Source organism: Pseudomonas sp. NPDC096950 (genome assembly GCF_044762525.1).
Lineage (GTDB): Bacteria > Pseudomonadota > Gammaproteobacteria > Pseudomonadales > Pseudomonadaceae > Aquipseudomonas.
The window spans coordinates 16,688-36,947 of the sequence record NZ_JBIWEL010000040.1; the positions used below are offsets into that span (position 1 = coordinate 16,688).

17 protein-coding genes and 1 pseudogene are annotated in these 20,260 nt (G+C 60.9%); 11 read left to right on the forward strand and 7 right to left on the reverse strand.

Annotation, left to right across the window (positions count from 1 at the left end; all coding sequences use genetic code 11):
- The first annotated feature begins 1 nt into the window (after position 1).
- Genes ACIQY3_RS33290 through ACIQY3_RS33305 form a run of 4 tightly spaced genes read left to right on the forward strand, consistent with a single transcriptional unit; the run spans position 2 to position 4,401 of the window.
- A complete protein-coding gene (locus ACIQY3_RS33290) occupies positions 2-1,432 on the forward strand; it encodes a PIG-L deacetylase family protein (protein WP_403028730.1) in 1,431 nt (476 codons plus the stop codon).
- 53 nt (positions 1,433-1,485) lie between these two features.
- Positions 1,486-2,403 carry a DUF6625 family protein gene (locus tag ACIQY3_RS33295; RefSeq protein ID WP_403028732.1) on the forward strand — a complete coding sequence of 306 codons (918 nt, stop codon included), beginning with the start codon at positions 1,486-1,488 and terminating at the stop codon, positions 2,401-2,403.
- A complete protein-coding gene (locus ACIQY3_RS33300) occupies positions 2,366-3,520 on the forward strand; it encodes a glycosyltransferase family 4 protein (RefSeq protein ID WP_403028735.1) in 1,155 nt (384 codons plus the stop codon). The genes ACIQY3_RS33295 and ACIQY3_RS33300 overlap by 38 nt, the downstream gene beginning before the upstream one ends.
- A complete protein-coding gene (locus ACIQY3_RS33305) occupies positions 3,517-4,401 on the forward strand; it encodes a glycosyltransferase (protein ID WP_403028738.1) in 885 nt (294 codons plus the stop codon). Before ACIQY3_RS33300 ends, ACIQY3_RS33305 begins: the two co-directional genes overlap by 4 nt.
- Before the next feature lie 25 nt (positions 4,402-4,426).
- Here ACIQY3_RS33305 and ACIQY3_RS33310 read toward each other — a convergent pair whose 3' ends face one another.
- Both ACIQY3_RS33310 and ACIQY3_RS33315 read right to left on the reverse strand, forming a co-directional pair.
- Complete coding sequence (locus ACIQY3_RS33310; protein ID WP_403028741.1) at positions 4,427-5,644, reverse strand: acyltransferase family protein; 1,218 nt, start codon at positions 5,642-5,644, stop codon at positions 4,427-4,429.
- Positions 5,644-7,509, reverse strand: a complete 1,866-nt coding sequence (locus tag ACIQY3_RS33315) for an O-antigen ligase family protein (protein WP_403028743.1) — start codon at positions 7,507-7,509, stop codon at positions 5,644-5,646. The genes ACIQY3_RS33310 and ACIQY3_RS33315 overlap by 1 nt, the downstream gene beginning before the upstream one ends.
- A gap of 156 nt (positions 7,510-7,665) precedes the next feature.
- Here ACIQY3_RS33315 and msbA point away from each other — a divergent pair, with 156 nt between their 5' ends.
- The 4 genes from msbA (at position 7,666) to hldE (ending at position 12,489) form a co-directional block, all read left to right on the forward strand.
- On the forward strand, positions 7,666-9,468 hold the full coding sequence (gene msbA / locus ACIQY3_RS33320) for a lipid A export permease/ATP-binding protein MsbA (protein ID WP_403028746.1): 1,803 nt from the start codon (positions 7,666-7,668) through the stop codon (positions 9,466-9,468).
- 187 nt (positions 9,469-9,655) lie between these two features.
- Complete coding sequence (locus ACIQY3_RS33325; RefSeq protein ID WP_403028748.1) at positions 9,656-10,360, forward strand: sulfotransferase family 2 domain-containing protein; 705 nt, start codon at positions 9,656-9,658, stop codon at positions 10,358-10,360.
- A complete protein-coding gene (cysC, locus tag ACIQY3_RS33330; RefSeq protein WP_403028750.1) occupies positions 10,353-10,961 on the forward strand; it encodes an adenylyl-sulfate kinase in 609 nt (202 codons plus the stop codon). Before ACIQY3_RS33325 ends, cysC begins: the two co-directional genes overlap by 8 nt.
- Before the next feature lie 106 nt (positions 10,962-11,067).
- A complete protein-coding gene (gene hldE, locus ACIQY3_RS33335; protein WP_403028753.1) occupies positions 11,068-12,489 on the forward strand; it encodes a bifunctional D-glycero-beta-D-manno-heptose-7-phosphate kinase/D-glycero-beta-D-manno-heptose 1-phosphate adenylyltransferase HldE in 1,422 nt (473 codons plus the stop codon).
- Between the two features lie 184 nt (positions 12,490-12,673).
- Here hldE and ACIQY3_RS33340 read toward each other — a convergent pair whose 3' ends face one another.
- From ACIQY3_RS33340 to ACIQY3_RS33355, 4 genes are all read right to left on the reverse strand, one after another.
- On the reverse strand, positions 12,674-13,642 hold the full coding sequence (locus ACIQY3_RS33340) for a metal ABC transporter ATPase (protein ID WP_403028756.1): 969 nt from the start codon (positions 13,640-13,642) through the stop codon (positions 12,674-12,676).
- 32 nt (positions 13,643-13,674) lie between these two features.
- Positions 13,675-14,487, reverse strand: coding sequence for an aldo/keto reductase (locus ACIQY3_RS33345; RefSeq protein ID WP_403028759.1), 813 nt, complete (start codon positions 14,485-14,487; stop codon positions 13,675-13,677).
- Positions 14,484-15,659 (reverse strand): NAD(P)/FAD-dependent oxidoreductase, encoded by a 1,176-nt coding sequence (locus ACIQY3_RS33350; RefSeq protein ID WP_403028761.1) that lies wholly within the window; start codon positions 15,657-15,659, stop codon positions 14,484-14,486. Before ACIQY3_RS33350 ends, ACIQY3_RS33345 begins: the two co-directional genes overlap by 4 nt.
- Before the next feature lie 201 nt (positions 15,660-15,860).
- The gene (locus ACIQY3_RS33355; RefSeq protein WP_008027887.1) at positions 15,861-16,193 is read right to left on the reverse strand and encodes a multidrug efflux SMR transporter; all 333 of its coding nucleotides are present in this window, start codon (positions 16,191-16,193) and stop codon (positions 15,861-15,863) included.
- 103 nt (positions 16,194-16,296) lie between these two features.
- Between ACIQY3_RS33355 and ACIQY3_RS33360 the strand changes: the two genes are divergently transcribed.
- Positions 16,297-17,187 (forward strand): LysR family transcriptional regulator, encoded by an 891-nt coding sequence (locus tag ACIQY3_RS33360; protein ID WP_054053295.1) that lies wholly within the window; start codon positions 16,297-16,299, stop codon positions 17,185-17,187.
- A gap of 22 nt (positions 17,188-17,209) precedes the next feature.
- A complete protein-coding gene (waaA, locus tag ACIQY3_RS33365; RefSeq protein ID WP_403028765.1) occupies positions 17,210-18,487 on the forward strand; it encodes a lipid IV(A) 3-deoxy-D-manno-octulosonic acid transferase in 1,278 nt (425 codons plus the stop codon).
- Positions 18,488-18,613: 126 nt separating this feature from the next.
- Here waaA and ACIQY3_RS33370 read toward each other — a convergent pair.
- Positions 18,614-18,859 (reverse strand): annotated as a pseudogene (locus ACIQY3_RS33370) (channel protein TolC); the annotation flags it as partial.
- Positions 18,860-19,063: 204 nt separating this feature from the next.
- On the opposite strand from ACIQY3_RS33370, the gene tssI reads away from it, so the two are divergent.
- Positions 19,064-20,260: type VI secretion system tip protein TssI/VgrG (tssI, locus tag ACIQY3_RS33375; protein WP_403028768.1), on the forward strand; the 1,197-nt coding region annotated here is incomplete at its 3' end.

Here is a 20,260-nt window from a genome sequence, read left to right on the forward strand (position 1 = left end):
CATGAGTCGCAAACAGCAACTGCTCAAGCGTCACCGTCGCACCAAGCGAATCGGCCTGCTGGTCGCGCTGGTGCTGTTGATTGTCCTTGGCCTGCTGGTGGCCTGGTGGTTGCCGCTGGTGCTCGCGCTGCTGGGCTGGATCGCCCATGAGGCGTGGTTTGCCGACCATTTGTTCTATTCGCCCGGCGACGATTACCAGTACAGCTTTCCGCCCTACACCCAACGGCCAAAGGTTCACCTGGTGGGCGAACATCTGCGGTTGGACGAAGGCGTCATGCTGGTCGACGACGCCACACTGGTGCTGGCGCTGCGGGTTAAAAGTACCTGGCTGGGGCGCTTTTTCGACCCGGTGGTCGAGCTGGCGGGTGGCAACCACCCGGATCGGCAAACGTTCGAACGTGGCGTCAATGGCCTGCGTTATCTGAACCTCAGTGGCCAGGCTCACGTCTTGTCCCAAGGCCAATTGCGTTTGCGCGGGCGCTTCTGCAAGGTGTTCGGTGAGCCGGTGCTCTGGGCTTTCGAACAACCGGATTACCACCGCCAGCGAGTGATGGTCATCGCGCCCCACGCCGATGACGCCGAGCTCGCCGCCTACGGTTTATACAGCCAGGCCAGTGAAGCCTGGATCGTCACCCTCACCGCTGGCGAGATTGAAGCTGAACACTATCAGCAGATGGGTTTGAACAAGGTCGAAGCGGCGCGGCTCAAGGGGCGCCTGCGCGCCTGGGACAGCATCGCCGTGCCGCGCTGGGCCGGCGTGCCGCAAGAGCAGTGTGTGCAGCTGGGCTATTTCTGTATGCAGCTGGCGGCAATGAAAGCGGCACCGTCGCAGCCAATGGGCTCGCGTGAAGCCGAGTTGGGCGACACGCGCCTGTTTCGCCAGTTGAACCCGTTCACCTTGCCCGGTGACGCCGACGGTGCACCGACCTGGAACAACTTGCTGGCCGACCTGCGTGAAGTGTTGCTGCGAGCACGCCCGGACGTGATCGTGCTGCCGCACCCGACCCTCGATCCGCACCCCGATCATATCTGCGCCCAGGAAGCTGTCCTCGAGGCGCTCAGGGGCCTGGACTGGCAGCCGACCCTGCTCGGCTACGCCAATCACCTGCACGACAATGATCGCTGGCCGATGGGCAATGAGGGCGATGGCATCGCGCTGCCCCCGGCGTTCGATTCGACCCTGGCGATGCAGCCGTGCTGCCTGCCCATGTCGTTAGAGCAGCAGCGCGACAAAGCGATGGCGTTGGGCATGATGCATGACCTTCAACCACCGATGCCGTTCAAGCGCCGATTGCGCCGGTCGATACAACGATGGCTGGCCATCAGAGTGCCGCCCGTTTATGGAGAGAACGACTTTTTCCGCAAAGCCGTCAGACGCCACGAATTGTTCTGGCTTCTGAAGCAAATCGAAACATCTGCACAGCAGAAATGAAGCATTGCGCGGCTTAGCATGACGGCAAATTAACCAACCGCAGTGAATTTCCTGTGATGAACCCACGCCCGCGTATTCTTTTTCTGATTCCTTATTTCGGCCAGTGGCCGTTCTGGATGCCGTTCTTTCTGGAGAGTTGCAGGCGTAACCCTGACATCGACTGGTTGTTGTTCAGTGACTGTGGGATTCCCGAGAATCTGCCACACAACGTCAGTGTCGAGAGCATCTCCTTTCGCGACTATTGCGGGTTGGTGTCCCGGCGCTTGAAGATAGATTTCACCCCCGATGCCGCTTACAAGCTGTGCGACATCAAGCCGGCCCTGGGGCATATCCACGTCGACCGTCTGCAAGGCTATGATTTCTGGGCATTCGGCGATATTGATCTGGTGTATGGTGACCTGCGAAGTTACTTCACCCCGGATCGGCTGGCCGGTTATGACCTGTTTTCCACCCATGAACGGCGGGTAGCGGGGCACCTTTGCCTGATGCGCAACACCGCGCGCAAGCGTGAATTGTTCATGCAGATCAAGGGTTGGCAACAGCGCTTTACCGATCAGGAACATCACGCGCTGGACGAGGGGGCATTCAGCCGCATCTTCCTCTGGCGCAAGAATTTTCCCGAGCCTTTGTTCACCCTGGTGGGCAAGCTCAATCCGTGGCGTCGCCGCAGCGAGTTCACCGAGGCGTTCAGCACGCCGGGTGGCTGCATCAAGTGGCATGACGGCACGCACGATTTTCCGCGTCACTGGTATTGGCGCGATGGCTGTTTGAGCAATGATCGCGATGGCGATCGCCGGTTTCCGTATTTCCATTTCGTTTGCTGGAAGCGCAACGAGTGGTCACGGTTGCCCCCACCCGATCCGGCCGAGGTCAGGCGCATCGCCGCCGAACCGGCCTGGGTCATCGATGCAACTGGTTTCCACGGGGAGAGTTATGAGTCAACGGTCAAAGGTTCTGCAACTGCAGCCTGACTACAACGTCAAAGCCCATGATTTTGCCGACCTGGCAGAGCAGATCGTCAAGGCGCTGCCAAGGGATCGCTACGAGGTGACCGCCGCGTTCCTGCGCGGCAAGCCAGGGCCTGGCGAGGCAGTGAGCCGTGCCGACCGTTCGGTGTATTTCGAGTTTTCCGACAAGTCCCTCAAGGGCATGCGCCTGCGCGCCATGTGGCAGTTGTACAAGTTCTGCCGCGCGGAAAAGTTTGACGTGGTGATCTGCAACCGTTTCAAGCCCGTGAACATGATGCTGACGCTCAACCGCTGGCTGAAAGTGCCGCTGTGCATCGGTATTTCCCACGGGTTTGGCGAATACGACCGTTTTTACCGGCGCCGCCAGACCCAGCGCCTGGTTGATCGTCACTGGCGCTTCGTCGGCGTCTCGCCGGCGGTCAAACAATACCTGCTGGACTGCGACTGCGGCTTTACCGACCAGAACACCGATGCCATCACCAATGCCATCGACATCGAACAGGCTGAAGGCTTGCAGCACAGCCGCGAGCGGGCTCGTGAGATGCTGGGCATCGATCCGTCGGTGCGCTTGATCGGCGCATTGGGCCGCCTGGTGCCGGTCAAGGGTCATACCTATCTGTTGCAGGCCTTTGCTGCGCTGAAGGACAAATACCCGGACACTCAACTGGCAATCATCGGCGCCGGCCGCGAAGAGTCGAAACTGGCGGCGGAGATAGAACGCCTTGGGCTGACCGGCCGTGCGCACCTGCTGGGCTTCAAGGAAATCGCCTTGCAGTACATTCGCGCCTTTGACGTCTGGACCATGCCGTCCCTGGCCGAAGGCCTGGGCCTGGCGCTGCTCGAAGGCATGAGCGGGCATCTGCCGGTGATCGCCTCGAACGTGCCGGCCATGCTGCCACTGATCGAGGGTGCCGGTGGTCTGGCGATTACGCCCAAGGATGTATCGAGCCTGGTCGCGGCGCTGGATAATTACCTCGCCCTGTCGGACGACGAACTCAAGGCCAAGGGCGAACAGGCGTTCCGTTATCTGCAGAAAGAACATGACATCGAGGTGTTCCGCCAGGAATACCTGAACCTGATCGACTCCGGCCTGGAACAGGCCCGCAAGGAACCAAAATGAACGACGCGCAACCCCTCGTCTCCGTCATCATTGCGTCGTACAACCACGGACCCTACATCGAGGAAAGTATCCTCAGCGTCATCAACCAGACCTACCCGAACATCGAATTGCTGGTGATTGATGATGGCTCCAGGGACGACAGCGTCGAGCGCATCAAGGCGTTGCAGACGCAGTACGGTTTCGATTTTCGGGTCCAGCAGAACCAGGGGCTGACCAACACGCTCAACGGCGCAATTGCACGCGCCAAGGGCAACCTGATCGCGCCGTTCGGTTCCGATGACATTATGTTGCCGGAGCGGATCGCCACCCAGGTGGCCTACATGGACGGTAAGCCCGAAGTAGGCATTTGCGCCGGCAATATCGAACTGATCGATGCCGACGGCAATCTGTACCCGGAAAAGCGCCAGCGCCGGGACGTGCCGTTCCGTCGCCTGGACTTCGATGACATGTTCCTGGAGCGCAAGCCTTACCCGCCGGCGCCAACCCTGATGATCCGCCGCGAGGCACTGGACAAGGTGGGTGGATTCGATCCGAACATCCGTCTGGAAGACTTGCTGATCGAGCTGAAGGTGACCCGGGCCGGTTATTTCATCGATGGCCTGAATGTGCTGATGGCGCGCTATCGCAAACACGCCACCAACTCTTACAAGAACCACCGCTTCATGGTCGACAACATCCTGCGTTCCTACGCGCTGTTCAGCGATCATCCGCTGTACGACGAGGTGCGCTACAAGTTCCTGAGCTCGATGTTCCTCAAGACTGCCAACCGCGACCGCGCGTTGGCGCGGGAGCTGTTGGCGCAGATCCCGTTCAAGGCCTGGAACAAGAAGACCTGGCGGGGCCTGGGGCGGTTGTACTTCTCACCGCTGGAAAAAGACTGAAACCTGCTGGCTGGATCGCTCGCGGCTAGCGGGCGATCTTTTCCGCCAGGCGCTTGTCGGCCTCTCGGCCCTGACGCAGCCACTGCAAGACTTTCTTGCCGGCGTTGATGCCAGGCTTCTCGATGAACAGGAAGGTCAGGCTGCTGACGATGATCAGCAGGCAAGCGCACAGCGCCATCATCGGCAGGAAGACCCAGGCTTCACGAGTGTCGATGGCCAGCACGTGCGGCAGGCGCTGCATCATTACCCACAGCAGGAAACCGTGCAGCAGGTACGTGCTGTAGCTGATTTCTCCAAGCCAGCGGATGCTGCGCGGCTTCAGGGCGCCAAACAGCGTATGCCCGGACGCTACGATCACGAAAAACACTGACATCAGCAGCAGCGGCATCAGGCTGAACGCACGGCTGTAGGCGGTAAAGGCAATCGCCAGTGCGATCAACGCGATGATGCCGGCCAGGCGTGTCTGACTCCAGGCCACCAGTTGCGGCCGGCGAACCCAGTACGCGGCAGCGATACCCCCGAGGAAACTGGCCAGGAAGTGCTTCTTCAGCGAGTGTTCCCAGCCGACGATCTGGTAAAGGGCGTAAATGCCGATCAGGCACAACACCACTTGCAGCCAGCTGCCGCGATAGATGAACACCATGGCGGCCAGGGGCAGTGCCAGGTAGAAAAACACCTCGTAGCCCAAGGTCCAGGTGACGTTGGAAATCAGCATGCCGGTCTGGTGATATTGGTTGATGTCCGGCCGGTCGAAAGTCAGCCAGGCCAGGATCTGCCCGGCGAGCCGGAAGCCCGAATCCTTCAGCTCCCAATTCTGCAGATAGAAGACCGAGACAAACACGATCAGCATCAGCGGCAAATACAACGGGTAGAGGCGAAACAACCGGGATACCGCGAAGCCCAGCCAGTCGTGGTTGCGCCCCTGGGCGAGCAATCGGCTCCAGAACAGAAAACCGGTGATCATGAAAAACAGCGCAACGCTGCCCTGGCCGAGCTGTGAGTAGAAGTTGCTCGGTGGAAAATCAATCACGCCAGTGCGTAAAAAAATCCAGGTGATGATCGAGTGGTGCACGAATACACCAAACGCCAGGTAGCCGCGCAGGCCGTCGATGCTGGCGTAGCGACTTTCACCGGAATGTTGCAGGTGACGGGCGATTTTCGGTACGGCGCGCAACAGCAGCGCAGCCGTGACGATGGCCAGCAGATAGGCTGCCAGCGCTATGAGGGGGTTGGTTTCGGTCATCAATGAGCCCGGGCCGTGTGACTGGCGGCCAGCACTTGCCTGTGCAGGTTACTAACGGCGGATTCAGACGCTGTCACAGCGTATCCCTGGAGCAGCGCTTCGAAGTGATCCTCGAACAACCAGCGTCGATCTTCGGTGTAGCGTTGCATATGGCGCAAATTACGCTGACGCAGGGACAGACTCAATGACGACGGGTAAATGCGCATATCGGCCAGATCGATCAGGCCGAATTCACCGTCCTCCAGCACCAGTACGTTACCCAGATGCAACGAGCGGAAATACACGCCCTGTTCATGCAACTGCGCCATGAACTTGCCGAAACGCTCGACCAGTGCCTGGCGCACCGCTGGCGCCGTGATCCCTTGCAGGACCTGGCGCAGGGTATTGCCCGGCAGCGGCGAGTAATGCACCGCACTGCTGCCGTCTTCGAGACGGTACAGGCCCAGTGTCACGGGTGTTGGAATGCCCAGGGCGCGCAGTTGCTCGCTGTTCACGGCAAAGCGTTCGGAATAGGGATTGAAACTGCCGGAGGTGTACCAGCGACGACGACGGAACAGCTTGAGGAAACTGCCATCGACCAGGCGCAGCACTTTCGGCCCCAGGCCGTCCTCCTCGATCACCTGGGCACCGGCGGTCATCTGCTCGCAAGCCGCCGGTGTCAGCGCTTTGACCGGCTGGGTCAGCAGGCGTCTGGCGCGCTGGTTGATGCTCAGTGCGGCGATCAGCGCCAGCGGAATCCACAGCAGGAACCAATGCTCCTTGGGGCGCGAAATGATCCCGCCGCCCTCGGTCAAACCGGCACCGATTCCGAATACCAGCCAGGTCGAAGCGACAATAAACAGCGGTTGGACGCGATGGCGCCAACTGCTCAGCAAGCCCCAGGCCTGGAAGAACAACCAGGGCAACAAGCCGAAAATGCCGACGTAGTAGAGAACGCCAAGGGCAAAGTTATGGGTTTCTTGCAAGGCATAGCCGACGCCGGGATCGAGGGTCAGGCTGGCGTTGTAGCCATGGCCGATCCACGGATGCTCGGCAATCCGGTGCAGGGCCAGTTGCCAGATTTCGAGGCGAAAGGAATCGCCTCGCTCAACGATCATCCGCGAAAATATCACGCTGACCGCCAGCCCGCAGACGCCCAGGGCTCCGAGCAATACGATCGAGCGACGATTCCAGCAAATGAAACTCAACCAGAGCGCGGCCAGGGTCAGGGCAACCAGTGGTGTCCTGGACCCCGTGGCGATCACCGCGGCGAACATGACCGCCATCGCCGGAATGCTGAGCCAGAGCATCTGGCGACGCTTGCAGGTCATGCTCATGCTCAGCCAGTAGGCGCAGAAAAAACCGAAGATATGGGAACTGAGCAATGGATTGTCGAACGCGCCGCCGCCAATCAGCCGCAGGCCTGGCTCATAGATATGGGCAAACATGTACAGGTTATAGACCGTAGCAATCAAACCGACGATCGCGGCACTGAACAGCAACGGCTGGATGATCTCGCTGCGGTGGCGCACCAGCAGGTAGGAGCCGGCGAACAACAGCAGCGTATGAAGCGCAGGCTTGAACTGGCCCGCGATGCTTTCTTTATCCGGGGGGCTCCAGCACAGGCTCAGCAAGGCCCAGGCGGCAAACAGCATGAGCGCGATGAAAATCGGTTCACGCAGCAACTCCTTGAGTTCCCGCGGGCGCAGGCACAGGGCGATCAGCGATGGAATGCTGAAAAGTCCATAAAACAGCTTGTGGTGAAGGCTGCGTCCGGGCAGAAAGAACAGCGCACACAGGAGCAAGAGGTAGCCCAGTGGAAGAATCCACAGGCAAATGAAATCGAAGATTCGACTGGACGTGCTGTTGAAACCGCTGAGTTGCATGCTGAGAGATTCAATCCTGAAGTTGATCGGCCATTTCGGTCTGATGGCTATTTGATGCTGAATGCAGTGTCTAACAATAACAGCCTTTATGCGTTTGCCAGAACCCTGAAGAAGCTGTGCTAAAGTCAGCGTCCTTTTTATCGACATTCGCGTGATATGACCGACTCCAGTCTCTCCGCAAGCCCATCGAGCTTGAAAATCTACTTCCGTCTGCTCGGCTATGTCCGGCCGTACATCAGTCTGTTCCTGATCAGCATCGTCGGCTTTCTGATTTTCGCTTCGACGCAGCCAATGCTCGGCTACATCCTCAAGTACTTCGTCGATGGCCTGTCCAATCCGGAGGCCGTGCTGTTTCCGACGGTGCCTTACCTGCGCGACCTGCAACTGCTGCAGGCGGTGCCGTTGCTGATCATCCTGATCGCGGCGTGGCAGGGTTTCGGTTCTTACCTGGGCAACTACTTCCTGGCCAAGGTTTCCCTCGGGCTGGTCCACGACCTGCGGGTGCAACTGTTCAATAACTTGCTGGTCTTGCCGAACCGCTACTTCGACAAGCATAACTCGGGTCATCTGATTTCGCGTATCACCTTTAACGTGACCATGGTGACCGGGGCGGCGACAGATGCGATCAAGGTCGTAATCCGTGAAGGCATGACAGTGATCTTCCTGTTTGCCTCGCTGCTGATCATGAACTGGCGCCTGACACTGGTCATGGTCGCAATCCTGCCGCTGATCGCTGTCATGGTGCGCACCGCCAGCAAGAAATTCCGCAAGCAGAGCAAGAAAATCCAGTCGGCCATGGGTGATGTGACCCACGTCTCCTCGGAAACGATCCAGGGTTATCGCGTGGTTCGCAGCTTCGGTGGCGAAGTCTACGAGCAAAATCGTTTCCTGGCGGCGAGCCAGGGCAACACCGACAAGCAACTGCGCATGACCCGCACCGGCGCGATCTACACGCCGCTGCTGCAACTGGTGATCTACAGCGCCATGGCGGTGCTGATGTTCCTGGTGCTGTACCTGCGCGGCGATGCTTCCGCCGGTGACATGATTGCCTACATCACCCTGGCCGGCCTGCTGCCCAAGCCGATCCGTCAATTGTCGGAAGTCAGCTCGACCATCCAGAAAGGCGTGGCCGGTGCCGAAAGCATTTTCGAGCAACTGGACGTCGAGCCGGAAGTCGATACCGGCACCGTCGAGCGCGACTCGGTCAGTGGTCGCCTGGACGTGCGCAACCTGAGCTTCACCTACCCGGACACCGATCGCCAGGTGCTCAACGACATCAGCTTCTCGGTCGAACCGGGGCAAATGGTGGCGCTGGTGGGGCGCTCGGGCAGTGGCAAGTCGACCCTGGCCAACCTGATTCCACGCTTCTATCACCACGACAAGGGCGAGATACTGATTGATGGCGTGGAAGTGGAACAATACAAACTGCTGAACCTGCGCAAGCACATCGCCCAGGTGACCCAGCATGTGACCCTGTTCAGCGACACCGTGGCCAATAACATCGCTTATGGCGACCTGGCCGGCGCGCCCCGCGAAGACATCGAGAAAGCGGCGAAAGACGCTTACGCCATGGACTTCATCGCGCAGTTGCCGGAAGGCCTGGACACTCAGGTCGGCGAGAACGGCGTGTTGCTGTCCGGTGGTCAGCGCCAGCGCCTGGCGATTGCCCGGGCACTGCTGAAGAACGCACCGCTGCTGATTCTCGACGAGGCCACCTCGGCCCTCGACACCGAATCGGAGCGGCACATCCAGGCCGCACTGGACCAGGTCATGAAAGGCCGGACCACCCTGGTGATCGCTCACCGTCTGTCGACCATCGAGAAGGCTGACCTGATTCTGGTCATGGATCAGGGCCGGATCGTCGAACGCGGCACCCATGCCGAACTGCTGGCGCAGAACGGTTACTACGCTCGCTTGAACGCCATGGGCCTCGACGCCCCGGCCGAAGACATCGCCTGACCTGTCGCGAGGGTGAGCCCGTCTCACCCTCGCGCTCACCGAACGTGCAATGCGTGCGGTGATTTGTATCCTGATCCTTACCCTTCTTGACCAAACCTCAATAAAACTCCGCACCGCGCTTGTTAAGGTTCCTGAACGAACTTATGACATCAATCGAAGGGGTCATCCCCCTCGCGCGGGTACTGCAATGTTGCAACGATATCTCTGGAAGCTATTGCCCAAGCAGCAGCGAGCCTTCCTGCTCGGGCGCCTGTCGGTCGTGGACCGTCAGGTGGTGAACAAGTCGATGTCAGCCAATCTGCAATTCCCCCCGTCCTTCGCACAGCACGCGTGCCTGTTCATCCATGTGCCCAAATGCGCCGGGAGCAGCGTGTGTGCAGCCTTGTTCGACGACTGGAGCCCGGGTCACCTGCCGTTGTACTGGTATGAGGAACAGTTTCCCGAACAGTTCGCGTCCAGCTTCAAGTTCGCCTTCGTCCGCGACCCGCTGGAAAGGGCCTACTCGGCTTATGCTTTTCTGCGAGGCAACGAGCTGGGGCGGCGTGATCAGGCGGCGCAGAAACTGGTCCGTCAGTACCGAGATTTCGACGACTTCGTGGCGCGCTGGCTGCATCCGGAGACGATCAGTCGCCAACTGCACTTTGCCGCGCAAACGGATTTTCTCACCGACTCCCTGGGGCACCTGGCCCTGGACTTCATCGGCTATCAAGAACACCTGGCGCGGGATTTCGCACTGGTTTGCGAGCAATTGAAACACCCGGTGACGCTGCCCCATGTCAACAGCTCCCAGCAGCGTGTGCCCCGGCTGGCCCGTGATTTCTGTTCCGTGCGGACCCGGCGGCTGGTGCGTCGGGTGTATCAACGCGATTACGAGATGCTCGGTTATGAATAACGCCCAACCGATGTCCGCGCCAATGCCGGCGATCCGTCCGTACGGTTTGGCGCTGTCGAGCGAAGCCCGGGCCGCGCTCAAGTCACAGCGTCCGCGCTGCCTGTGGTTGACCGGATTGTCCGGCGCGGGCAAGTCAACGCTGGCCAACGCCCTGGAGGTGCAACTCAACCAAAGCGGCTTTCATACCTTCATCCTCGATGGCGACAACCTGCGCGGCGGACTGTGCAGCGACCTGGGCATGGGGGCTGATTGTCGCCGGGAAAACATCAGGCGCATGGCCGAGGTCGCGCGGCTGATGGTGGAGGCCGGGCTGATTGTGATCGTGGCGGCGATCTCGCCGTTCCGCGCCGAGCGTGAGGCGGCGCGACGATTGTTTGCCGAGGGCGATTTCATTGAGGTTTACGTGAGCACACCCTTCTCGATTTGCGCGCAACGGGACCCCAAGGGTTTGTATCAGGCGGCCCTGCAAGGCCGGATCAAGGACTTCACCGGCATCGACAGTCCGTATGAGGCGCCGCTGGAGGCCGAGTGCGAGATCGACACCCAGAATCTGGAACTGGAAGACGCCTGCGCCCGGCTATCGACATTCTTTGCTCAATAAATGATCAGAAAACCCTGTCAATTCATCCTGTTGCAGCCACCGCACAAGCCTGCGCCAACCCTGTGTTAATATCGCGGCCCTGTTCATTTTGTATGTGGGTTGCTCCATGAAGTTGTCCATGCCGCGATTCGATCAAGCCCCTGTCTTGGTGGTCGGCGATGTCATGCTCGACCGTTACTGGCATGGTGGTACCTCACGGATTTCCCCTGAGGCGCCGGTACCGGTGGTCAAGGTCGAGCAAATCGAGGACCGCCCGGGCGGTGCCGCCAACGTTGCGCTCAACATCGCCGCCCTCGGCGCCCCGGCTTCGCTGGTCGGCGTGACCGGCGACGACGAAGCCGCCGACAGCCTGGCCAATAGCCTCAAGGGCGCCGGCGTGCGCGCGTTGTTCCAGCGCATTGCGCACCAGCCGACCATCGTCAAGTTGCGGGTCATGAGCCGTCACCAGCAATTGCTGCGTATCGACTTCGAAGAACCGTTTGCCACCGACGCCCTGGCGTTGGGCGAGCAGGTCGACGAACTGCTCGAAGGCATCAAGGTGCTGGTGCTGTCCGATTACGGCAAAGGCGCACTGAAAAACCATCAAGTGCTGATCCAGGCCGCCCGTGCCCGTGGCATTCCGGTGCTGGCGGATCCCAAGGGCAAGGATTTCTCGATCTACCGTGGCGCCAGCCTGATCACGCCGAACCTCAGCGAGTTCGAAGCCATCGTCGGCGGTTGTGCCGATGAGCATGATCTGGTCAGCAAGGGCGCGACCCTGATGCACGACCTCGACCTTGGCGCCTTGCTGGTGACCCGTGGCGAGCACGGCATGACCTTGCTGCGCCCGGATCATCCGGCGTTGCACCTGCCGGCCCGCGCCCGCGAAGTGTTCGACGTGACCGGTGCCGGTGACACGGTGATTTCCACCCTGGCGGCGGCGATTGCCGCTGGCGAAGAACTGCCCCACGCCGTGGCCCTGGCCAACCTGGCGGCGGGCATCGTGGTCGGCAAGCTCGGTACGGCGTGCATTAGCGCGCCGGAATTGCGTCGCGCGATCCAGCGTGAAGAAGGTTCCGAGCGCGGTGTGCTGGGGCTTGAGCAACTGCTGCTGGCGGTCGACGATGCCCGTGCGCACAACGAGCGGATCGTCTTCACCAACGGTTGCTTCGACATCCTGCATGCCGGCCACGTGACCTACCTCGAGCAGGCGCGGGCCCAGGGCGATCGTCTGATCGTCGCGGTCAATGACGACGCTTCGGTGAGTCGCTTGAAAGGGCCGGGGCGTCCGATCAACAGCGTTGACCGGCGCATGGCGGTACTGGCCGGTCTCGGCGCGGTGGATTGGGTCATCAGCTTCCCTGAAGGCACTCCGGAAAACCTGCTGCGCGAGGTCAAGCCGGACGTGTTGGTCAAGGGCGGGGATTACGGGATCGATCAGGTGGTCGGCGCGGACATCGTCTCGGCCTATGGCGGGACAGTGAAAGTGTTGGGGCTGGTGGAAAACAGCTCGACGACCGCGATTGTCGAGAAGATCCGTAATAACTGACCCGGGATGATCGTTCCCACGCTCTGCGTGGGAATGCCTCAATGGACGCTTCGCGTCCGCTGTTGAGACGCGGAGCGTCTCGGGCTGCATTCCCACGCGGAGCGTGGGAACGATCAAGCGTCAAAAGATCGCAGCCTTCGGCAGCACCCTGGTAGGCGCTGCCGAAGGCTGCGATCTTTTGCTTTTAAGAACCGACTTTCTTACGCGGCACGATTTTCTTCAGCAATAGTTTCGCCTTCCCGCGCAAGCGTGCCAATCCTGAGTCCTTCCCCGGCGGCGCCAACCCTTGTTGCCGCACCCAGTCCTTCCAGCGAATCCGCTCATCGCGCACCAGCCAGCCTTCCTGTTGGGCAAAGCTCTCGGCCAGGTACAACCCGCGGGTGCTCGCCGGGTACAGCTGATCCTTTTTCAGCGTGTAGAGCTCAGCCATCGGCTGGCCATCCTGCAACGGCATCAAGTACAGGTCCGGACGCTTGCGATCCAGCCGCGCCACCAGTTGATCGCCTTCCAGGCGTTCGTCCACATGAAACAGGCTCAGGGACTTGGCCTCCTTGGGCACGTCCAGGCGCAAGTCATAGATCAATTGCAAGGAGGCGGTCGGCAAATGCACATAGGCCCGGGGCCGTTCGATCAATTGCATCTTGGCGCAACGCACCGGTCGCGCCGAGCCGGATAAAGGGGTCAGGCGAAAGGGCAAGGCTTCGCGATAATGCAGGGCGGACGAGTAGGGCGCCGGCAGCCAGGTGTCGTTGAAGCGCCCGCCGAGCCAGCCTTCCGGGGTTTCCAGCAGGCACTCTTCGGCAATCTCCTGGATCGCCGTGTGCAGCGGCAGGTTCAACTCATGGGCGGGCACGTAACCGGAAATCAGCTTGAGCACCACGTCGCCACGGTCCTGGCGGCGCTGACGCACCAGCACCCAGTAATCGCGATTCTGCCAATGCAGGGTCAGGCGCACCGAAACCCCGAGGTTGGCCAGCTCCACGGCAAACCGTTCGCTGTCGGCCACGGCCACCGGGCGACGACGTTGCAGGGTCTGGGAAAAATTGAGCGGCATCCCGACGCTTTGATAGCTCAGGCCTTCGGGCGTCGCTTCGACGAATAACGGCAGGGTCTTGAAGTTGCTCGGGTTCTTTCTAATGAGCGTACGCGGCATGTCGGCTCCTGCTTAAGGCCGCGTGGGCGGCATCAGTTTCTACGTAGGACCTGGGCAACGGTCGCGACGTTGTGGGCGAGGTGCAGCGGATTGATGGTCCCGACAATAGCACTGGCAACGCCCGGATGTTCAAACAACAACTCGAAGCTGGCACGCACCGGGTCCACGCCGGGGCTCAGGCACACGTGACCACTGGCGAGGGCTTTTTTCACCAGGATCGCTTTGCCGTGGGAAGCAGCATAGTCAATGACGGCTTTTTCGTTTTGTTCGTTCAGATTGTAGGTGACCATGGCGCAATCACCTTGTTCCAGAGCCTTCAAGCCGCCCTCGACGGTTTTGCCGGAAAAACCGAAACCGCGAATCTTGCCTTCGGCCTTGAGCTCGGCGAGCGTCTCGTAGACGTCGCAGTCGTTGAGGATCGCAAGGTCATTGCCGTCGGAGTGCACGAGCACCAGGTCGATAAAATCCGTTTCCAGACGTTGCAGGCTGCGCTCCACCGAGAGGCGGGTGTGGGCGGCGCTGAAATCGTGACGGGACTGACCGTCGGCAAACTCTTCACCGACCTTGCTGACGATCACCCACTCCTGACGCTGACCTCGCAGCAACGGGCCGAGGCGTTCTTCGCTACGACCATAGGCCGGGGCGGTGTCGATCAGGTTGATGCCCATGTCGCGGGCAAGTTTGAGCAGCATCCGCGCTTCGTCATCGCCAGGGATCTGGAAGCCGTTGGGGTATTTCACGCCCTGATCGCGGCCCAGTTTCACGGTGCCCAGGCCCAGGGGTGAAACCAGCAGGCCGGTGCTGCCCAAAGGGCGATGCAGGTCGTGCAGGGTCTTTACGCTCATGGCAGCAGTTGCTCCCAGGCAGGAACGCCCATCGGTGGTTTTGGCAGGTCCGGCAATGGTGCCGCCGGGCCGGGTTGAATGCCGTCGCGGGCCAGGCTGGCGATGACGCGGTCAGCGAAGTCCGGCGCCAGCGCCAGTTTGGTCGGCCAACCGACCAGCAGGCGACCTTCCTCGGCCAGGAACGCGTTGTCCGGACGGGTGAGGCCGGTTTGCAGTGGCTCGGCACGGTCCACGCGCAAAGTGGCCCATTGCACGCTGCTCAGGTCGATCCACGGCAGCAATTGGCCGAGTTCTTTTTGCGCGGTGGCGATTTGCTCGGCGGGTTCGCGGGCCACGCCTTCGGCTTCGGCAATGTCACCGCCCAGGTACCAGACCCACTGGCCATCGGCGGCCGGATGGGTAGTGACGGTGATGCGCGGTTTGGTCCCGCCGCCCAGGCAGTGGGCGTACAGCGGTTTGAGGCTCGGGCCTTTGGCGATGATCATGTGCAATGGCCGGCGCTGCATGGCGGGCTGGCTCAGCCCCAGTGCTTCGAGCAGCGTGGCGGTGCCGGCCCCGGCACTTAGGACGATGCGCTGGGCGCGGATGGCGCGACCGTCGACAGTCAGGCCCACCAGAACGCCACCTTCCAGCAACGGTTCGATGGTTTGCCCGGCGAGCAAGCCGTCACCGGCCAGATCGGCCAGGCGCTGGATCAGGCTCGGCACGTCGATCACCAGTTCGGCCAGGCGATACACCTTGCCCTTGAAACGCTTGTCTTGCAGGGCGGGCGGCAATTGATCGCCCTTGACCTGATCGACCCGGCCGCGCACGGCTTTGCTGGCGAAGAAACTGGTGAGGTTGCCGGCGAGCGTGCCGGGGGACCAGAGGTAATGGGCTTCGGACAACAGGCGCACGCCGCTCAGGTCCAGTTCGCCGTCACCGGCCAAGGCTTCACGCCAGCGGCGCGGCATGTCGGCGATGGCTTCCGAGGCGCCGGTAAGGGCGCCATGCAGCGCGTACTTGGCGCCGCCGTGGATGATGCCCTGGGACTTCACACTCTGCCCGCCGCCGAGGGTGGCGCTTTCCACCAGCACGGTCGAAAACCCCTGGCGGCGCAGACGCGCGTTGAGCCAGAGGCCGGCGACACCAGCGCCGACAATCAGAACGTCGGTGGAAATAACGGATGGCATGCAGCGACCTCAGTGTTCAAGACGAGGGCGCAGTATACAGACTCGAAGAAGCGGGGATTTGTCGGTGATCAATCGGGTGGATGCAAAACCCCTGTGGGAGCGGGCTTGCTCGCGAAGGCGGTGTGTCAATCGACATTGAAGTTACCTGACACACCGTATTCGCGAGCAAGCCCGCTCCCACAGTTGATTGGATTTCGGCAGTTAGTGCCCGGCGGTTTTGGAGAAGAGTTGGATCACCACGACGCCCAACACAATGAGCGCCATCCCCAACATCGCCGGCACATCCAGCTTCTGCCCATAGATAAACAGCGCCGCGACGCTGACCATCACAATTCCCATCCCGGCCCACACCGCGTAAGCCACACCCACCGGCACGCTGCGCACCACCAGGGTCAGCATCCAGAAGGCGATGCCGTAGCCGACGATCACCAGGATCAGTGGCAACGGCGTGCTGAAGCCTTTGACCGCTTTCATCGAAACAGTGGCGATCACTTCGGCGCAGATGGCGATGGCCAGATAGTAGTAGGCGGTCATGGGGTAATCCTCGTATGAAGTGTTGCTCTCTGAGGTCGGCATTCTAGAGATTCCCCAGATGCGGTAAAGTCATTACCTATCTGCCATCGAGATAGGTCGAGCCATGAACATGCAATGGAACCTGGAACAGCTGCGCTTGTTTGTCAGCGTAGCGGAACAGCGCTCGTTTTCGGCGGTGGCGCGGGATCAGCGCAAGGCGCAGTCGGCGGTCAGCAGTTCGATTGCGTTGTTGGAAGAAGACCTGGGCGTGAGCCTGTTCGACCGCAGCAGTGGCCGCCAGCCGAAGCTGACCGAGGCCGGCAGTGCCTTGCTCGAAGAAGCGCGGGAGGTGTTGCGACAGTGCGAGCGCCTGAATGGTCGGGCGCTGGCGATGATGCGCGGCCAGGAGGCGCGCATCCGCCTGGCCCAGGATGAGGCGATGCCGTTTCAGCCGATCGTCGACAGTCTCAGTGCGCTCGCGGTGCAGTTCCCCAGTCTGGAAGTGCAACTGTCCAACGGCACCCAAGGCGACGTGGCGAGAAAACTCTTGGAGCGTCGGGCCGACCTCGGTTTGCTGTTCTACCACGACCAGATTCCCGAGGCCCTGGAGCGGCGGGTGCTGGGCAGTATTGAAATGGTCACGGTGTGTGGCGTCGGTCATCCGCTGGCGGCGCTGGATGAGGTCAACTGCCAGCAACTGGCCCAGCATCGTCAGTTGCTGATGGCCGCGCAATCCAGCGTCTATCCCGGCAGCGAGCCGGCCAGTCCGCAGGTGTGGCGCGCCGACAGCTTCTATGTCATCGCCGAATTGCTGATGCGCGGCCTCGGCTGGGCCTGGCTGCCGCGCAACGTTGTGCAGTACTCCGGGTATCAACGGCAGATGGTCGAACTGGTCAGCGAGTGGACGCCACCGGCGCTGGTGGTGGAGCTGGTCTGGCGCCGCGACGAACCCCTCGGGCCGGCGGCGCGTTGGTTGGCCGAACGTTTTGCGGTGCACTTGCAGGCGATCGGCTGAAAACCCGATAAACTCCGCCGCCATGAATAGAACTCTCTACACCGCGCTGTTTTATCTGGGGCTGCCACTGGTAGCGATTCGACTGTGGCTGCGTTCGCGCAAGGCGCCGGCGTATGCCAAGCGCATTGGCGAACGGTTCTCCTACGGGTTGCCGGCGATGAAGCCGGGGGGCATCTGGGTACACGCCGTGTCCGTGGGCGAAAGCATCGCGGCGGCGCCGATGATCCGTGCCTTGCTGCAGCGCTATCCGACGCTGCCGATCACCGTGACCTGCATGACCCCGACCGGTTCGGAGCGCATCCACGCCTTGTTCGCCAACGAACCGCGCATTCAGCACTGCTATTTGCCTTACGACCTGCCGTGCGCAGCGGCGCGGTTCCTGGATCGGGTCCAGCCGACACTGGCGGTGATCATGGAAACCGAACTGTGGCCCAACCACATTCACCAGTGCGCCAAGCGCGGGATTCCGGTGGCGTTGGCCAATGCGCGGTTGTCCGAGCGCTCGGCCAAGGGCTATGGCCGCTTCCATAAACTGACCGGGCCGATGCTGGCCGAGATGAGCCTGTTTGCAGTTCAAACCGAAACCGAGGCCGAGCGCTTCCGTTCACTCGGTGCGCGTGCGGAAACCGTCGAGGTCACTGGCTCGATCAAATTCGACCTGACCATCGACCCGCAACTGCTTCAGAGCGCCGCCGAGTTGCGCGGTCAGTGGCAGGCGCTGGAGCGTCCGGTGTGGATCGCCGCCAGTACCCACGAAGGCGAAGACGAAGTGGTGCTGGCGGCCCATCGTCAATTGCTGGCCAGTCATCCCGATACCTTGCTGATCCTGGTGCCGCGTCATCCGGAGCGTTTCAATTCAGTGTTCGAGTTGTGCAAGCAGCAGGGCTTCACCACGGTGCGGCGTTCCACGGGTGAGCCGGTCAACGCCGATACTTCGGTGCTGCTGGGCGACACCATGGGCGAATTGCTGTTTCTCTATGCCTTGGCCGACAGCGCGTTTGTCGGCGGCAGCCTGGTGCCGAATGGCGGGCACAACCTGCTGGAGCCGGCGGCACTGGCCAAGCCTGTCTTGAGCGGCCCGCACCTGTTCAACTTCCTCGAAATCGCCGCGCAATTGCGCAGCGCCGGGGCGTTGGCTGAAGTCGATGATGCCGAGGGGTTGGCGGTGGCAGTGCAGCGCTTGTTCGAATTGCCGCGAGATGCGCAGCGCATGGCAGAGGCGGGGCTGAAGGTGATGCGCACCAATCAGGGCGCGTTGCAGCGGTTGCTGGATGGGTTGGGGCGGTTGATCGATCGTTAGACCGAGTCGTCTCCATTCGCGAGCAAGCCCGCTCCCACATTGATTCTCCAGTGAACACAGATTTTGTGTACGGCGCAGATCCAGTGTGGGAGCGGGCTTGCTCGCGAATGCTGTTTGCTTTTGCTGTCAGGGTCTTGCTTTGAGTTGCTCAGCCGCAGCCTTGGCCAGATCCGGTGGCAGGAAGTCTTTATCCGGGTTGTAGTCAGCCTTGAGATAACGCGACAAATCCTGCAAATCCCCCGGGTTCAACGTGCCGGCCGCTTGCTTCAGGCGCAGGTTGTCGAGGATGTAGTCGTATCGGGTGTTGTTGTAGTTACGCACCGAGGTGTACAGCTGATGCTGGGCATCCAGCACGTCGACGATGTTGCGCGTTCGCCACTCCAGATCATTTTCACCGCCCGCCCATCATGAGTTGACGCAAAAATCAGCAAAGCGGAAAGGTCCGGCTGCATTCGAAGAATCCTCCTACATTAATCCTTTTTCCCCCTTGATAACGTGCCCGCCAGTTTTCGCGTGCACAGACCAGGGACGGTTTGGATATCGCGCTTTATTTCCTATTTGCTTAAGGATAAGCGTATGTTCCGACCGGCCAATACGGCGCATTTTGCGCTGCATATCCCCGCTGTTCGTCACGATTTCAAGGTGCTGACTTTTGAGGGTACGGAAGCCATCAGCGCCCTGTACGCCATCAACGTTGAACTGGTCAGCGAGCATCCGGATTTCGATCTGGAGAGCTTGCTCAGCCAACCGGCGTTTCTGCAATTCGGCCTCAATGGTGAAGGGCTTCACGGCCGTATCGAAGACGTCTGGGTCGGTGAAGCCGGCAAGCGACTGACCCGCTATCACCTGACCCTGGTACCGGCGCTGCACTATTTGCAGTTCAGCCATGACCAACGGATTTTCCAGCGGCTGACGGTGCCGCAGATCATCACGCAGGTGCTTAACGGGCACGGCATCCTGAGTGACGCGTTCACCTTCCATGTCAGCACCAGTCCGCCGCGTGAGTACTGCACCCAATACGGGGAGTCGGATTTCGAACTACTCCAGCGCCTGTGCGCCGAGGACGGTATCGCCTGGCATCACCAGCACTCGCCGGACGGTCATCGGCTGGTGTTCACCGACGATCAGACGTTCTTCCCCAAACTGGGCGAAACCCCGTACCAGCAAGACTCCGGCATGGTCGCGGACCACCCGGTCGTCAGCCAGTTCGCCATGGGTTTCAGTACCCGCACCAGCACTGTCACGCGTCGGGACTATGACCTGAAGCGCCCGAGCCTGTTGCTGGAAAGCCGCTTCACGGCCGAGTTCAGCCCCGAACTCGAAGACTACCGCTACCCCGTCCTGATCGAGAACGAAACACGCGGTAAACAACTCGCTCGGCAGGCTCTGGAGCGGCACCGCACTGACTATCAGTTGGTCAAGGGCCAGAGCGATCAGCCGACGCTGCGCAGCGGACACTTTTTCAACCTGACCGAGCACCCGCGTAAAACCGCCAACGATCTGTGGCTGTTACTCAGCGTGACGCACCGTGGAAAACAACCACAGTCACTGGAAGAGGCGATCACCAGCGACGTCAACCCGGAAGACGGCTTCACCCAGGGCTATCGCAACCGCTTCAGCGCCATTCCGTGGGACGTGTTTTACCGCCCGCCATTGCGCCCTCGAAAAACGCAGTTGGTCAGCCAGACCGCCCGCGTCACCGGGCCTGCCGGTGAAGAGATTTATTGCGATGAATTTGGTCGTGTGAAGATCGAGCTGCCCTGGGATCGCGCC

What these genes read in the sequence shown, in the direction of transcription:
- ACIQY3_RS33290 (WP_403028730.1), top strand. Translation starts at nt 2, where the DNA reads ATGAGTCGCAAACAGCAACTGCTCAAGCGTCACCGTCGCACCAAGCGA.
- ACIQY3_RS33300 (WP_403028735.1), top strand. Translation starts at nt 2,366, where the DNA reads ATGAGTCAACGGTCAAAGGTTCTGCAACTGCAGCCTGACTACAACGTC.
- ACIQY3_RS33305 (WP_403028738.1), top strand. Translation starts at nt 3,517, where the DNA reads ATGAACGACGCGCAACCCCTCGTCTCCGTCATCATTGCGTCGTACAAC.
- ACIQY3_RS33310 (WP_403028741.1), bottom strand. Translation starts at nt 5,644, where the DNA reads ATGACCGAAACCAACCCCCTCATAGCGCTGGCAGCCTATCTGCTGGCC.
- ACIQY3_RS33315 (WP_403028743.1), bottom strand. Translation starts at nt 7,509, where the DNA reads ATGCAACTCAGCGGTTTCAACAGCACGTCCAGTCGAATCTTCGATTTC.
- msbA (WP_403028746.1), top strand. Translation starts at nt 7,666, where the DNA reads ATGACCGACTCCAGTCTCTCCGCAAGCCCATCGAGCTTGAAAATCTAC.
- ACIQY3_RS33325 (WP_403028748.1), top strand. Translation starts at nt 9,656, where the DNA reads ATGTTGCAACGATATCTCTGGAAGCTATTGCCCAAGCAGCAGCGAGCC.
- cysC (WP_403028750.1), top strand. Translation starts at nt 10,353, where the DNA reads ATGAATAACGCCCAACCGATGTCCGCGCCAATGCCGGCGATCCGTCCG.
- hldE (WP_403028753.1), top strand. Translation starts at nt 11,068, where the DNA reads ATGAAGTTGTCCATGCCGCGATTCGATCAAGCCCCTGTCTTGGTGGTC.
- ACIQY3_RS33340 (WP_403028756.1), bottom strand. Translation starts at nt 13,642, where the DNA reads ATGCCGCGTACGCTCATTAGAAAGAACCCGAGCAACTTCAAGACCCTG.
- ACIQY3_RS33345 (WP_403028759.1), bottom strand. Translation starts at nt 14,487, where the DNA reads ATGAGCGTAAAGACCCTGCACGACCTGCATCGCCCTTTGGGCAGCACC.
- ACIQY3_RS33350 (WP_403028761.1), bottom strand. Translation starts at nt 15,659, where the DNA reads ATGCCATCCGTTATTTCCACCGACGTTCTGATTGTCGGCGCTGGTGTC.
- ACIQY3_RS33355 (WP_008027887.1), bottom strand. Translation starts at nt 16,193, where the DNA reads ATGACCGCCTACTACTATCTGGCCATCGCCATCTGCGCCGAAGTGATC.
- ACIQY3_RS33360 (WP_054053295.1), top strand. Translation starts at nt 16,297, where the DNA reads ATGAACATGCAATGGAACCTGGAACAGCTGCGCTTGTTTGTCAGCGTA.
- waaA (WP_403028765.1), top strand. Translation starts at nt 17,210, where the DNA reads ATGAATAGAACTCTCTACACCGCGCTGTTTTATCTGGGGCTGCCACTG.